The organism is Citrobacter sp. Cpo147, assembly GCF_030332405.1.
GTDB lineage: Bacteria > Pseudomonadota > Gammaproteobacteria > Enterobacterales > Enterobacteriaceae > Citrobacter > Citrobacter portucalensis.
The window spans coordinates 453,071-466,504 of sequence record NZ_JAOWHX010000041.1 but is presented as its reverse complement, the minus strand read 5'-3'; the positions used below and the strand labels follow the sequence as shown (position 1 = coordinate 466,504).

Sequence of the window (13,434 nt, the reverse complement as noted above, 5' to 3'; positions counted from 1 at the left end):
CGATGCGTAAGTCAGTTATTGCGATTATCATCATCGTTCTGGTAGTTCTGTTCATGTCTGTCTTTGTGGTCAAAGAAGGCGAGCGCGGTATTACTCTGCGCTTTGGTAAAGTTCTGCGTGACGATGAAAACAAGCCGCTGGTTGTTGCACCAGGCCTGCACTTCAAGATTCCGTTTATTGAATCTGTGAAGATGCTGGATGCGCGTATTCAGACCATGGATAACCAGGCCGATCGCTTTGTTACCAAAGAGAAGAAAGACCTGATCGTTGACTCCTACATCAAGTGGCGCATCAGTGACTTTAGCCGTTACTACCTGGCAACGGGCGGTGGCGATGTTTCTCAGGCGGAAGTCCTGCTGAAACGTAAGTTCTCTGACCGTCTGCGTTCTGAAATTGGTCGTCTGGACGTGAAGGACATCGTTACCGATTCCCGCGGTCGTCTGACCCTGGAAGTGCGTGACGCGCTGAACTCCGGTTCTGCTGGCACGGAAGATGAAGTGGCGACTCCGGCAGCAGATAGCGCGATTGCCGAAGCGGCTGAACGTGTTCAGGCTGAAACGAACGGTAAAGTACCGGTCATCAATCCGAACAGTATGGCGGCATTGGGCATCGAAGTGGTTGACGTGCGTATTAAGCAAATCAACCTGCCTGCTGAAGTGTCCGAGGCTATCTACAACCGTATGCGCGCTGAGCGTGAAGCGGTAGCGCGTCGCCATCGTTCACAAGGCCAGGAAGAGGCGGAAAAACTGCGTGCAACGGCTGACTATGAAGTCACTAAAACGCTGGCAGAATCTGAGCGTCAGGGCCGTATTATGCGCGGTGAAGGCGATGCAGAAGCCGCTAAGCTGTTTGCCGATGCGTTCAGTCAGGATCCTGACTTCTACGCCTTCATCCGTAGCCTGCGTGCTTACGAGAAGAGCTTTGAAGGGAATCAGGACGTGATGGTCATGAGCCCGGACAGCGATTTCTTCCGCTACATGAAGACACCAAATACCGCGACACGCTAATCGCGTTCCAGCGGTTTTAAAGCAGCAAAACCACCGGCATCTCCAGGGATGCGGTGGTTTTCTTTTTATATAAGGGCGATGGATGAATTCAACAATTTTGCTGGCGCTCGCGCTGGTTTTGGTGCTGGAAGGGCTGGGTCCGATGCTTTATCCCAGCGCATGGAAGAAAATGATCTCCGCAATGGCGCAACTTCCCGAAAATATTTTGCGTCGTTTTGGTGGAGGTCTTGTGGTTGCGGGCGTTGTGGTCTACTACATGTTGAGGAAAACGATTGGCTGATCAATAAGTAGACTAATTTGCGGATTTTCGCATGCAAAAAGTGCTGTATATCTGAAAAAGCGGTGGTAGAATCCATTTTTAAGCAAACGGTGATTTTGAAAAATGGGTAACAACGTCGTCGTACTGGGCACCCAATGGGGTGACGAAGGTAAAGGGAAGATCGTCGATCTTCTGACTGAACGGGCTAAATATGTTGTGCGCTACCAGGGTGGTCACAACGCAGGCCATACTCTCGTAATCAACGGTGAAAAAACCGTCCTCCATCTTATTCCATCAGGCATTCTTCGCGAAAACGTAATCAGCATCATCGGTAACGGTGTTGTTCTGTCTCCGTCCGCGCTGATGAAAGAAATGAAAGGACTGGAAGATCGTGGTATCCCGGTTCGCGAGCGCCTGCTGCTGTCTGAAGCTTGTCCGCTGATCCTTGATTATCACGTTGCGTTGGATAACGCTCGTGAGAAAGCGCGTGGCGAGAAAGCGATCGGTACTACCGGTCGTGGTATCGGTCCAGCTTATGAAGACAAAGTAGCTCGTCGCGGTCTGCGTGTTGGCGATCTGTTTGATAAAGCAACTTTCGCTGAAAAACTGAAAGAAGTGATGGAATATCACAACTTCCAGCTGGTGAATTTCTATAAAGTTGAAGCAGTTGACTACCAGAAAGTGCTGGATGATGTGATGGCTATCGCCGACATCCTGACCTCAATGGTTGTTGATGTTTCCGATCTGCTGGACCAGGCGCGTAAGCGTGGCGATTTCGTCATGTTTGAAGGTGCGCAGGGTACGCTGCTGGATATCGACCACGGTACCTATCCGTACGTAACGTCCTCCAACACCACCGCAGGTGGCGTGGCAACCGGCTCCGGCCTGGGCCCACGTTATGTGGACTACGTTCTGGGTATCATCAAAGCTTACTCTACTCGTGTAGGTGCGGGTCCGTTCCCGACAGAACTGTTTGATGACGTTGGCGAGTTCCTGTGCAAACAAGGTAACGAGTATGGCGCGACCACCGGTCGTCGTCGTCGTACCGGTTGGCTGGATTCCGTTGCTGTACGCCGTGCAGTACAGATTAACTCCCTGTCTGGCTTCTGCCTGACCAAACTGGACGTACTGGACGGTTTGAAAGAGGTGAAAATCTGTGTTGCTTACCGTATGCCGGATGGCCGCGAAGTAACGACTACTCCGCTGGCAGCTGACGACTGGAAAGGTATCGAGCCGATTTACGAAACCATGCCGGGTTGGTCTGAATCCACCTTCGGCGTGAAGGAACGTAGCGGTCTGCCGCAGGCAGCGCTGAACTACATCAAGCGTATTGAAGAACTGACCGGTGTGCCGATTGATATTATCTCAACTGGCCCAGACCGTACTGAAACCATGATCCTGCGCGACCCGTTCGACGCATAATTCTGGTTATAGCGTAGCGTCAAACGGCGCTGCGCTTGCACTAATTTAGGCCGGATAAGGTGCTTTGCATCAGAATCCGGCTTAAAATCACGTAAGTTCCTCGCTTTTTTCCTTCCCGAACTGAAATAAATTAGCGACCTGGCTGGTGGCTGGTTTATCATCAATGTAATTAATACTACCAGGTTTATCCGTTTTATCCCTTTTCCTGAGGTTGATGTGCAGTTAACAAGTTTCACCGATTACGGATTACGTGCGCTAATCTACATGGCGTCACTTCCCGAAGGACGTATGACCAGTATTTCTGAGGTGACAGAAGTCTACGGCGTGTCCCGTAATCATATGGTCAAAATAATCAATCAACTTAGCCGGGCGGGCTTTGTTACTGCTATTCGAGGAAAAAATGGCGGTATCCGCTTGGGTAAACCCGCTAAGGATATTGGTATTGGTGATGTGGTTCGCGAGCTGGAACCCTTATCGTTGGTCAACTGTAGCAGCGAGTTTTGCCATATTACCCCGGCCTGTAGACTCAAACAGGCGCTTTCTAAAGCAGTGCAAAGTTTTCTCACGGAACTGGACAACTACACACTTGCTGATTTGGTTGAAAAGAATCAACCGCTTTATAAATTATTGCTGGTGGAGTAACGACTCCCGCCAGCAGCGATGATGACGGAGGAACCGACATGTCACAAGATCCTTTCCAGGAACGCGAAGCAGAAAAATACGCGAATCCTATCCCGAGCCGGGAATTTATCCTCGAACATTTAACTAAACGTGAAAAGCCGGCCAACCGCGATGAGCTGGCCGCTGAACTCAATATTGAAGGTGAAGAGCAGCAAGAAGCGCTGCGTCGTCGCCTGCGCGCGATGGAGCGTGACGGACAACTGGTCTTCACCCGTCGTCAATGCTATGCGCTGCCGGAGCGTCTCGACCTGCTGAAAGGTACCGTTATTGGCCACCGTGATGGCTACGGCTTTCTGCGTGTTGAAGGCCGCAAAGATGACCTGTATCTGTCCAGCGAGCAGATGAAAACCTGCATTCATGGCGATCAGGTGCTGGCACAGCCGCTGGGCGCGGACCGTAAAGGTCGCCGCGAAGCGCGTATTGTGCGCGTACTGGTGCCGAAAACCAGCCAGATTGTCGGTCGTTACTTCACCGATGCCGGTGTTGGGTTTGTCGTCCCTGACGACAGCCGCCTGAGCTTCGATATTCTGATCCCGCCGGAAGAGGTAATGGGTGCTCGTATGGGCTTTGTGGTCGTCGTTGAACTGACCCAGCGTCCGACTCGCCGCACCAAAGCGGTGGGTAAAATTGTTGAAGTGCTGGGTGACAACATGGGAACCAGCATGGCCGTTGATATGGCCCTGCGTACTCATGAAATCCCATATATCTGGCCTCAGGCGGTTGAGAAACAGGTCGCCGGACTGAAAGAAGAAGTGCCGGAAGAGGCGAAAGTAGGACGTGTCGATCTGCGCGATCTGCCGCTGGTGACTATCGATGGCGAAGATGCGCGCGACTTCGACGATGCGGTTTATTGCGAGAAGAAACGCGGCGGTGGTTGGCGTTTATGGGTGGCGATTGCTGACGTAAGCTATTACGTTCGCCCGCCGACTCCGCTGGACCAGGAAGCTCGTAGCCGTGGCACATCCGTTTACTTCCCGTCGCAGGTTGTTCCGATGCTGCCGGAAGTGCTGTCTAACGGATTGTGTTCACTCAACCCGCAGGTGGACAGGTTGTGTATGGTCTGTGAAATGACCATTTCGTCGAAAGGCCGTTTAACCGGCTTTAAATTCTACGAAGCGGTCATGAGTTCCCACGCACGTCTGACCTACACTAAGGTCTGGCACATGCTGCAGGGCGACCAGGAGCTGCGTGAGCAGTACGCACCGCTGGTTAAACACATTGAAGAGCTGCATAACCTCTACAAAGTGCTGGATAAAGCCCGTGAAGAGCGTGGCGGTATCTCGTTTGAGAGTGAAGAAGCGAAGTTTATCTTCAATGCTGAACGCCGTATCGAGCGTATCGAGCAGACGCAGCGTAACGACGCGCACAAGTTGATTGAAGAGTGCATGATCATGGCGAACATCTCCGCGGCACGATTCGTTGAGAAAGCCAAAGAGCCAGCGCTATTCCGTATTCACGATAAGCCGACGACCGAAGCGATTAACTCGTTCCGTTCCGTCCTGGCAGAGCTGGGGCTGGAGCTGCCTGGTGGCAACAAACCTGAGCCGCGTGATTACGCTGAACTGCTGGAGTCGATTGCTGACCGTCCTGACGCAGAAATGCTGCAAACCATGCTGCTGCGTTCGATGAAGCAGGCGATTTACGATCCGGAAAACCGTGGTCACTTTGGCCTGGCGTTGCAATCTTATGCGCACTTTACTTCACCGATCCGTCGTTACCCGGATCTCTCCTTGCACCGGGCGATTAAGTATCTGCTGGCGCAGGAGCAGGGCCATAAGGGCAACACCACGGAAACCGGTGGCTACCATTATTCGATGGAAGAGATGCTGCAACTGGGTCAGCACTGTTCGATGGCCGAGCGCCGTGCTGATGAAGCCACGCGCGATGTCTCTGACTGGCTGAAGTGCGACTTCATGCTGGACCAGGTGGGTAATGTCTTCAAAGGCGTGATTGCCAGCGTGACCGGATTTGGTTTCTTTGTCCGTCTCGATGAACTGTTTATCGATGGTCTGGTGCATGTCTCCTCTCTGGATAACGACTACTATCGTTTCGACCAGGTTGGGCAGCGCCTGACGGGGGAATCCAGCGGCCAGATGTATCGCCTGGGCGATCGCGTGGAAGTTCGCGTGGAAGCAGTCAACATGGACGAGCGTAAGATCGACTTCAGCTTGATCTCCAGCGAACGTGCGCCGCGTAATGAAGGTAAAACCGCCCGCGAAAAAGCCAAAAAAGGCGATGCGGGTAAAAATACCGGTAAACGTCGTCAGATGGGCAAAAAGGTGAATTTCGAGCCGGACAGCGCTTTCCGCGGCGAGAAGAAAGGCAGAGCCAAACCTCAGGCGGAAAAGAATGCGGCTGAGAAGAAAGGCGATAAAAAAGCGAAAAAGCCCTCGGCAAAAACGCTTAAAATTGCTGCCGCCACTAAAGCTAAACGTGCGGCGAAAAAGAAAGTCGCACAATAACAGCCATAGACTGTAAGTCGGGCAACCTTCGCGTTGCCCGGCGTTACGCATAAACTATTAACGAGTACATTCATGAGTGAAATGATTTACGGCATCCATGCGGTGCAGGCCCTGCTGGAACGTGCGCCTGAGCGCTTCCAGGACGTCTTTATTCTCAAAGGTCGTGAAGATAAACGCCTGCTGCCGCTGATCCACGCACTGGAAGCACAGGGTGTTGTCATTCAACTGGCTAACCGTCAGTTTCTGGATGAGAAAAGCGAGGGTGCGGTACATCAGGGGATTATTGCTCGCGTGAAGCCGGGCCGTCAGTATCAGGAAAACGATCTGCCGGATCTGATTGCCACGCTCGATCAGCCGTTCTTTTTGATCCTCGATGGCGTCACCGATCCGCATAACCTGGGTGCATGCCTGCGTAGCGCCGATGCCGCTGGCGTACATGCTGTAATCGTACCGAAGGATCGTTCCGCACAGTTGAATGCGACGGCGAAAAAAGTGGCCTGTGGTGCGGCAGAAAGCGTACCGCTGATCCGCGTGACCAACCTGGCGCGCACCATGCGTATGCTGCAGGAAGAGAATATCTGGATCGTCGGAACCGCAGGTGAAGCCGACCATACTCTCTATCAGAGTAAAATGACCGGTCGTCTGGCGCTGGTGATGGGCGCAGAGGGTGAAGGTATGCGCCGTCTGACCCGCGAACACTGTGACGAACTGATCAGCATCCCGATGGCAGGGAGCGTTTCGTCATTGAACGTTTCAGTTGCGACGGGTATCTGCCTGTTTGAAGCCGTCCGCCAGCGCGGTTAAACTTATTTTTCAGACAAAGTCACCCGGATTCGGGTGGCTTTTTTTTATTTTAAACGAGTATGATAAAGGGTAGAAAATGATATTTATTTCATTTATTTCTAATTAAATTATATATGGATAATATATGGCATGGACTCCGCAGTTGCTTGCTGAAGCAGTACAAACTCTTCCTGAATTAAATATAGATATTGAATATAACGAGCAATCATTAATTATCAAAATGAATGATTATGGTGATTTATCACTCGGTATTTTATTCACATCCCGCCAGATAATTATTGAAACAGTTATTTGTCCTGTCTGCAGTATTAATCAGCAAAATGAATTCAATATTTTCTTATTACGTAATCAGAAACTCCTTCCTCTGTCTTCCGTGGGGATTTCTCGCGTTCAGCAGGATGAATATTACGTCGCATTTGGAGCACTTTCGCTTAATTCATCACTGGATGATGTAGTGCTGGAGATGACTACGCTTGCGGAAAACGCGCTAGATCTGGCTGAAATCACTGAAGAATACACTCACGAATAACAAGGAACGCTATTTATGGGAATTTTAAAAAGCCTGTTTACCCTCGGCAAGTCCGTACTTTCTCAGGCGGAAGAGTCAATTGAAGAAGCGCAGGGGGTCCGCATGCTGGAGCAGCATATCCGTGATGCGAAAGGTGAGCTGGATAAAGCCGGAAAATCACGAGTAGACTTGCTGGCGCGCGTGAGGCTGAGTAATGACAAGTTGAACGATCTGCGTGAGCGTAAATCTAGTCTGGAAACACGAGTGTTGGAAGCGCTGAGTAAAAACGCTAACCCGTCACTGATCAACGAAGTTGCAGAAGAAATTGCCCGCTTAGAGAATGTCATTGCTGCAGAAGAGCAAGTACTCGCTAACCTTGAAGTGTCGCGGGATGGCGTTGAAAAAGCGGTGAGTGCAACCGCACAACGGATTGCACAGTTTGAACAGCAGCTTGAGGTGGTAAAGGCGACGGAAGCGATGCAGCGCGCCCAGCAGACAGTGACTACCTCGACCGTAGGCGCGTCTTCGAGTGTGTCTACAGCCGCAGAGTCGCTCAAGCGTTTGCAAACGCGACAGGCTGAGCGTCAGGCCCGTCTGGATGCCGCTGCGCAGCTGGAAAAGGTTGCGGATGGGCGTGACCTGGATGAGAAGCTGGCCGAAGCCGGCATTGGGGCGAGCAATAAAAGTTCGGCTCAGGATGTACTGGCACGACTGCAGCGTCAGCAAGGCGAGTAAACGTCGTGAAATGCGCCAGCCTCGAAAGAAGGCTGGCAGATCATTAAGGGAAAATCATGATGAGTTTTTTCCAGCGCTTATTCGGTAAAGAGGCTGCTGTTGCGCCAGCTCGCGGGCCGTTAGGGTTACATCTGAATGCTGGTTTTACGCTTAACACGCTGGCATTTCGTCTGCTTGAAGGGTCACTATTGATCGAATTGCCTGGTGAGGAGTACACCGTTGCAGCCGCCAGCCACATTGATTTAGGCGGCGGAAGCCAGATTTTTCGCTACTACACGTCCGGAGAAGAGTTTCTGCAAATCAATACCACGGGCGGCTCAGACATCGATGATATCGACGATATCAAATTCTTTGTTTATGCGGAAAGTTACGGGATTTCGCAGAAAAAACACTGGCAGTCTGCCATTAGCCCGTCCGTAATAGGGACGCCGACGCTGAGCTGGCAGGAAGAGCGCTGGCAACGCTTTTTTAACGAGGAAGAACCGGGGAATATTGAGCCGGTTTATATGCTGGAAAAAGTAGAAAATCATCAGCATGCCATATGGAATGTACATAATTTTACCATGGGCTATCAGCGACAGGTTACAGATGATACCTGGGAATACCTGCTGTTGAACGGTGAAGAATCGTTTAATGAGCTGGGAGAGCCTGAATGGGTATTCTCGCGGGCGCTGGGTGTAGATATTCCATTAACATCACTTAATGTAATTGGTTAATTTCAGGGAAGGTTACACAATGCACATACTGGATTCATTGCTGGCTTTTTGCGCCTATTTTTTTATTGGCGCAGCCATGGTGATCGTTTTTCTGTTTATATACTCAAAAATTACGCCGCACAATGAATGGCAACTGATTAAAAATAATAATACAGCAGCGTCACTGGCCTTTAGCGGCACGTTGCTGGGCTACGTTATTCCGTTATCCAGCGCGGCAATTAACGCCGTCAGCATTCCGGATTATTTCGCCTGGGGCGGCATCGCGCTGGTGATACAACTCGTCATTTACGGCGGTGTGCGTTTATACATGCCGGCACTGAGTGAAAAAATTATTAATCATAATACTGCAGCGGGATTATTTATGGGGACCGCCGCCCTGGCGGGGGGTATTTTTAACGCCGCCTGCATGACATGGTAATGGACGATCATGGCAAGAAAACGTAAATCCGGAAACAAAAACAGGGGGCAAGGGCATTCTGCCATCACGCGAATTGGGCGTCCGGCGAACCCCTTTGCAAGAAAACGCAGCCGTTACAGTGGAAAATACCTGACGCTGGCCATTATGGGCGGAGCGGCGTTTTTTGTCCTCAAAGGATGTGCTGATGACGGCAATAACGATGGTGATGGTACCTTTTACTCCGCGGTGAGTGAATGTATTGACGATGGCAATAGCGCCACCGTTTGTGCCGATGGCTGGAACAATGCGAAAGCAGAGTTCTACTCTAACCTGCCAAAGCAAATGAGCAAGCAGAGCTGTCAGACACAGTTTGGCGACTGTTATCTCGACAGCATCGATCAAAGCTGGGTGCCGATATTCTCCGGTTTTTTACTCAGCCGCGTCATTCGCAAAAATCGCGACGAACAATATGTTTATAGCAGCGGCGGTTCTTCCTATGCTTCGCGCCCGGTCTGGCGTACAACTTCCGGGGATTACAGTTGGCGTTCCGGTAGTGGAAAACATGATACTGCAACCAGCCATAGTTATACGACGAAGAAAGTCTCGACGGTTTCACGCGGCGGCTACGGGCGTTCGTCCAGCGCGCGTGGGCACTGGGGAGGTTAACGATGCTGCGACATGATGTCCCTGTTCGTCAGGATTTGGACCGGATCGCCTACGATCACGGCTTTGATTTTCATATTATCGATAACGAGATTTACTGGGATGAGAGCCGGGCATACCGCTTTACGCTCCGGCAAGTGGAAGAGCAGATCGAAAAACCCACTGCGGAACTGCACCAGATGTGTCTGGATGTCGTCGAACGAGCAGTTAACGACGAACAGATTATGCAGCAACTGGCGATCCCGCCGCTGTATTGGGACGTTATTGCCGAAAGCTGGCGCAATCGCGATCCCTCCCTGTACGGCCGCATGGATTTTGTCTGGTGCGGAAATAACGCCCCGGTCAAGCTGCTGGAGTACAACGCGGATACACCAACGTCGCTTTATGAGTCAGCGTATTTCCAGTGGCTATGGCTGGAAGATGCGCGTCGCAGCGGGGTGATCACACGCGACGCCGACCAGTACAACGCCATTCAGGAGCGGCTAATCTCCCGTTTTGCTGAGCTTTATAGCCCGGAGCCCTTCTATTTTTGCTGCTGCGAAGATACTGACGAAGATCGTACCACGGTGCTGTATTTACAGGATTGCGCGCAGCAGGCTGGGCAAGAGTCACGGTTTATTTACGTCGAAGATCTGGGGCTTGGCGTTGGCGGTGTTCTCACGGACCTGGATGATAACGTCATTCGTCGCGCCTTTAAGCTCTATCCCCTGGAGTGGATGATGCGAGATGAAAATGGCCCCTTACTGCGCCATCGCCGCGAACAGTGGGTTGAGCCGTTATGGAAGAGCGTACTCAGCAATAAAGGGCTGATGCCATTGCTGTGGCGATTTTTTCCCAACCATCCCAACCTGCTGCCCGCCTGGTTTGACGGTGAAACACCACAAATTGCAGCTGGTGAAAGCTATGTACGCAAACCGATATTTTCCCGTGAAGGGGGAAATGTCACCATTTTTGATGGTCAGCAGCAGGTCGTTGAGCATGCCGAGGGTGATTACGCCGAAGAACCGATGATCTATCAGGCATTTCAGCCATTACCGCGCTTTGGCGACAGCTACACTTTGATTGGCAGCTGGATTGTGGATGATGAAGCCTGTGGTATGGGGATCCGCGAGGATAATACTTTGATCACTAAAGATACTTCTCGTTTTATTCCTCATTATATTGCTGGCTAACCGTACTTTTGTGATCTCCCTCCGTCGCGAATAATGTGGTTCTGACCATACTTAAAGCGACGGCCATTGACGGAGGGAGACACAATGCACTGGCAAACGCATACCGTTTTTAACCAACCTGTACCGCTCAATAACAGTAACTTATATTTGTCCGATGGCGCGCTGTGCGAAGCGGTTATCCGCGAAGGCGCTGGTTGGGACAGCGATCTTCTCGCCAGTATTGGTCAGCAGCTAGGGACTGCCGAGTCGCTCGAACTGGGCCGTCTGGCTAATGCTTTTCCACCTGAACTGTTGCGCTACGACCCGCAGGGGCAGCGGCTGGATGATGTGCGTTTTCATCCTGCCTGGCATTTGCTGATGCAGGGATTGTGCGCCAACCGCGTACATAATCTGGCCTGGGAAGAAGATGCGAGGCAGGGAACATTTGTTGCACGGGCCGCGCGTTTCATGCTGCATGCGCAGGTTGAAGCTGGCACGTTGTGTCCGGTGACCATGACTTTTGCCGCCACGCCGCTGTTACTTCAAATGTTACCCGCCCCCTTTCACGACTGGCTTACGCCGCTGCTAAGCGACCGTTATGACTCGCATTTACTGCCCGGAGGGCAAAAGCGTGGGCTGCTTATCGGCATGGGCATGACCGAGAAGCAGGGTGGTTCAGATGTGCTGAGCAATACCACTCAGGCAGAATGTCTTGCTGACGGCTCGTATCGGCTGGTGGGACATAAGTGGTTTTTCTCCGTGCCGCAAAGCGATGCCCATTTAGTGCTGGCCCAGGCTAAGGGAGGATTATCCTGCTTTTTTGTGCCGCGATTTTTACCTGACGGGCAGCGTAATGCTATCCGTCTTGAGCGATTGAAAGATAAGTTAGGCAACCGCTCCAACGCCAGCTGTGAGGTTGAATTCCACGATGCGATTGGCTGGCTATTGGGTGACGAAGGGGAAGGTATACGCCATATCCTGAAAATGGGGGGGATGACGCGTTTTGACTGTGCGCTCGGCAGTCACGGTATGATGCGACGTGCTTTTTCCGTCGCGATTTACCATGCTCACCAGCGGCAAGTTTTTGGCAAGCCATTGATTGAACAACCGATGATGCGCCAAGTGTTAGGTCGGATGGCGCTCCAACTGGAAGGTCAAACGGCGTTACTGTTTCGACTGGCGCGGGCCTGGGACCGTCGTGCTGATGCTAAAGAAGCGCTGTGGGCCAGGTTGTTCACGCCAGCGGCGAAATTCTCCGTTTGCAAAAGCGGTATGCCATTTGTGGCAGAAGCGATGGAAGTGCCGGGTGGGATTGGCTATTGCGAGGAGAGCGAGCTGCCGCGTTTGTATCGTGAAATGCCGGTAAACAGTATCTGGGAAGGCTCTGGCAACATTATGTGCCTTGATGTATTGCGGGTACTGACCAAACAACCCGGCATATACGAGATGCTCAGTGAAGCCTTTGCGGAAGTCAAAGGGCAAGACCGACATTACGATCGAATGGTGCGTCAGCTCCAGCAGCGTTTACGTAAACCCAGCGAGGCATTGGGGCGGGAGATTACGCAGCAGCTTTTCCTGCTTGGTTGCGGAGCGCAGATGTTGCGCTATGCCTCTCCACCAGTGGCGCAGGCCTGGTGCCAAATTATGCTTGATACGCGGGGGGGACTACGATTGTCTGAGCAGGTGCTGAACGATTTGCTTCTGCGGGCAACTGGGGGATTACGGTAATAATATGCCTGATGGCGACGCTTTCGCGTCTTATCATGTCTACAGTTCACTGTAGCTCAGATAAGTTTACGCCATCCGGCAATGTGTTAAGCATAGAGTATGGCCTGTACGCGCCAGTTGTCGGGCTGCTGATCTTCGTACATTTGAATGATCCGATACCATGAGGCACCTTGTTCATCCGCTTTTAACGCGACAACACGTTCTACATCCTGCGGATTTCCTGCAATGTTACTGACAGATATCTGGCCAATTTCGTTCAGGCCAGTAACACAGTCAGCACTGGCGAATTCGGCAGACTGCGCCGTAGTACCTACCAGTCCGGCAGAAAGCAGCAGTGAGGATAAGGCAAGTGATTGTTTCATCGTCAGCTCCATTATTCGTACCCCTACACACGGCAGGGCATTCCATCGCGATAATAAACCTCAAGCTTCCTGCTGTTGGTTTATTGTGCACAGGTAAACGCATAGGGGCGCAAAGCAATGTAAAGCTGACTAAATTTCAACCCAATGTTATTTACGATACAAAATAGCCTGTGAATACCATTGGCCTGTCACGATAGTTTCATCCACTAATAAAACCACGTAGTAATCAGCTTTAGCCGCGGCGGCTTTGGCACGGATCTCTGCCAGCGCATCATCCGGAGAGCCTCTTACCAGCGCGCTAACCGTCCCTAATCGCTGTAACCCATTACTCTGGTCACGGCGGATCTCCTGCGGGTGGTCGGCAACGGGCGGTGCGGGTTGTGGCGTTCCCTGTAGCACGCTACAGGCGCTTAAAAACATAACCAACAACAAAGAGGCAAACCGACGCATAACTCTATCTCGTTTCCTGATAGCCATAGTGTAGTGCCTTATTAATTTCCCTTTAGGGGAATGTTCCCGAATTGTTATCTCTCACGCGA

Annotated in this window: 15 protein-coding genes; 13 read left to right on the top strand and 2 right to left on the bottom strand. The window is 51.6% G+C overall.

The features are described from left to right. The first annotated feature begins 2 nt into the window (after positions 1-2). The 13 genes from hflC to OGY06_RS22865 all read left to right on the top strand — a co-directional run bounded on the left by hflC (position 3) and on the right by OGY06_RS22865 (position 12,533). Entirely contained in the window at positions 3-1,007 is a 1,005-nt protein-coding gene (gene hflC / locus OGY06_RS22925) for a protease modulator HflC (RefSeq protein ID WP_003830491.1), read from the top strand. 82 nt (positions 1,008-1,089) lie between these two features. Next, the gene (locus OGY06_RS22920; RefSeq protein ID WP_003025602.1) at positions 1,090-1,287 is read left to right on the top strand and encodes a DUF2065 domain-containing protein; all 198 of its coding nucleotides are present in this window, start codon (positions 1,090-1,092) and stop codon (positions 1,285-1,287) included. A 102-nt stretch (positions 1,288-1,389) separates the two neighbouring features. After that, positions 1,390-2,688 (top strand): adenylosuccinate synthase, encoded by a 1,299-nt coding sequence (gene purA, locus OGY06_RS22915; protein ID WP_003025606.1) that lies wholly within the window; start codon positions 1,390-1,392, stop codon positions 2,686-2,688. A 216-nt stretch (positions 2,689-2,904) separates the two neighbouring features. Then, on the top strand, positions 2,905-3,330 hold the full coding sequence (gene nsrR, locus OGY06_RS22910; protein ID WP_003830485.1) for a nitric oxide-sensing transcriptional repressor NsrR: 426 nt from the start codon (positions 2,905-2,907) through the stop codon (positions 3,328-3,330). A gap of 38 nt (positions 3,331-3,368) precedes the next feature. Continuing rightward, a complete protein-coding gene (gene rnr, locus OGY06_RS22905) occupies positions 3,369-5,831 on the top strand; it encodes a ribonuclease R (protein ID WP_126319451.1) in 2,463 nt (820 codons plus the stop codon). A 72-nt stretch (positions 5,832-5,903) separates the two neighbouring features. Further along, complete coding sequence (gene rlmB / locus OGY06_RS22900) at positions 5,904-6,635, top strand: 23S rRNA (guanosine(2251)-2'-O)-methyltransferase RlmB (RefSeq protein WP_003830482.1); 732 nt, start codon at positions 5,904-5,906, stop codon at positions 6,633-6,635. Positions 6,636-6,759: 124 nt separating this feature from the next. Continuing rightward, positions 6,760-7,164 (top strand): YjfI family protein, encoded by a 405-nt coding sequence (locus OGY06_RS22895; protein ID WP_003830480.1) that lies wholly within the window; start codon positions 6,760-6,762, stop codon positions 7,162-7,164. A gap of 15 nt (positions 7,165-7,179) precedes the next feature. Continuing rightward, positions 7,180-7,878, top strand: coding sequence for a PspA/IM30 family protein (locus OGY06_RS22890; RefSeq protein WP_063941658.1), 699 nt, complete (start codon positions 7,180-7,182; stop codon positions 7,876-7,878). Between the two features lie 56 nt (positions 7,879-7,934). Further along, positions 7,935-8,594, top strand: a complete 660-nt coding sequence (locus OGY06_RS22885) for a YjfK family protein (RefSeq protein WP_218667667.1) — start codon at positions 7,935-7,937, stop codon at positions 8,592-8,594. A gap of 19 nt (positions 8,595-8,613) precedes the next feature. Further along, a complete protein-coding gene (locus tag OGY06_RS22880; protein ID WP_003830474.1) occupies positions 8,614-9,012 on the top strand; it encodes a DUF350 domain-containing protein in 399 nt (132 codons plus the stop codon). Positions 9,013-9,021: 9 nt separating this feature from the next. Next, positions 9,022-9,657, top strand: coding sequence for a DUF1190 domain-containing protein (locus tag OGY06_RS22875; protein WP_003830472.1), 636 nt, complete (start codon positions 9,022-9,024; stop codon positions 9,655-9,657). A 2-nt stretch (positions 9,658-9,659) separates the two neighbouring features. Further along, on the top strand, positions 9,660-10,826 hold the full coding sequence (locus tag OGY06_RS22870; RefSeq protein WP_003830470.1) for a glutathionylspermidine synthase family protein: 1,167 nt from the start codon (positions 9,660-9,662) through the stop codon (positions 10,824-10,826). Between the two features lie 84 nt (positions 10,827-10,910). Beyond that, complete coding sequence (locus OGY06_RS22865; protein ID WP_286605978.1) at positions 10,911-12,533, top strand: isovaleryl-CoA dehydrogenase; 1,623 nt, start codon at positions 10,911-10,913, stop codon at positions 12,531-12,533. Between the two features lie 86 nt (positions 12,534-12,619). Here OGY06_RS22865 and yjfN read toward each other — a convergent pair whose 3' ends face one another. Next, complete coding sequence (yjfN, locus tag OGY06_RS22860; protein WP_003830465.1) at positions 12,620-12,895, bottom strand: DUF1471 family protease activator YjfN; 276 nt, start codon at positions 12,893-12,895, stop codon at positions 12,620-12,622. A gap of 147 nt (positions 12,896-13,042) precedes the next feature. Next, positions 13,043-13,372 carry a biofilm peroxide resistance protein BsmA gene (bsmA, locus tag OGY06_RS22855; RefSeq protein WP_057066585.1) on the bottom strand — a complete coding sequence of 110 codons (330 nt, stop codon included), beginning with the start codon at positions 13,370-13,372 and terminating at the stop codon, positions 13,043-13,045. Positions 13,373-13,434: the final 62 nt, after the last annotated feature.

Bases quoted from the DNA above. Each gene is read 5' to 3' on its own strand.
- OGY06_RS22895 (WP_003830480.1), top strand. From the start codon at position 6,760: ATGGCATGGACTCCGCAGTTGCTTGCTGAAGCAGTACAAACTCTTCCT.
- rnr (WP_126319451.1), top strand. From the start codon at position 3,369: ATGTCACAAGATCCTTTCCAGGAACGCGAAGCAGAAAAATACGCGAAT.
- yjfN (WP_003830465.1), bottom strand. From the start codon at position 12,895: ATGAAACAATCACTTGCCTTATCCTCACTGCTGCTTTCTGCCGGACTG.
- OGY06_RS22885 (WP_218667667.1), top strand. From the start codon at position 7,935: ATGATGAGTTTTTTCCAGCGCTTATTCGGTAAAGAGGCTGCTGTTGCG.
- bsmA (WP_057066585.1), bottom strand. From the start codon at position 13,372: ATGGCTATCAGGAAACGAGATAGAGTTATGCGTCGGTTTGCCTCTTTG.
- hflC (WP_003830491.1), top strand. From the start codon at position 3: ATGCGTAAGTCAGTTATTGCGATTATCATCATCGTTCTGGTAGTTCTG.
- OGY06_RS22920 (WP_003025602.1), top strand. From the start codon at position 1,090: ATGAATTCAACAATTTTGCTGGCGCTCGCGCTGGTTTTGGTGCTGGAA.
- OGY06_RS22890 (WP_063941658.1), top strand. From the start codon at position 7,180: ATGGGAATTTTAAAAAGCCTGTTTACCCTCGGCAAGTCCGTACTTTCT.
- OGY06_RS22865 (WP_286605978.1), top strand. From the start codon at position 10,911: ATGCACTGGCAAACGCATACCGTTTTTAACCAACCTGTACCGCTCAAT.
- OGY06_RS22875 (WP_003830472.1), top strand. From the start codon at position 9,022: ATGGCAAGAAAACGTAAATCCGGAAACAAAAACAGGGGGCAAGGGCAT.
- rlmB (WP_003830482.1), top strand. From the start codon at position 5,904: ATGAGTGAAATGATTTACGGCATCCATGCGGTGCAGGCCCTGCTGGAA.
- purA (WP_003025606.1), top strand. From the start codon at position 1,390: ATGGGTAACAACGTCGTCGTACTGGGCACCCAATGGGGTGACGAAGGT.
- OGY06_RS22880 (WP_003830474.1), top strand. From the start codon at position 8,614: ATGCACATACTGGATTCATTGCTGGCTTTTTGCGCCTATTTTTTTATT.
- OGY06_RS22870 (WP_003830470.1), top strand. From the start codon at position 9,660: ATGCTGCGACATGATGTCCCTGTTCGTCAGGATTTGGACCGGATCGCC.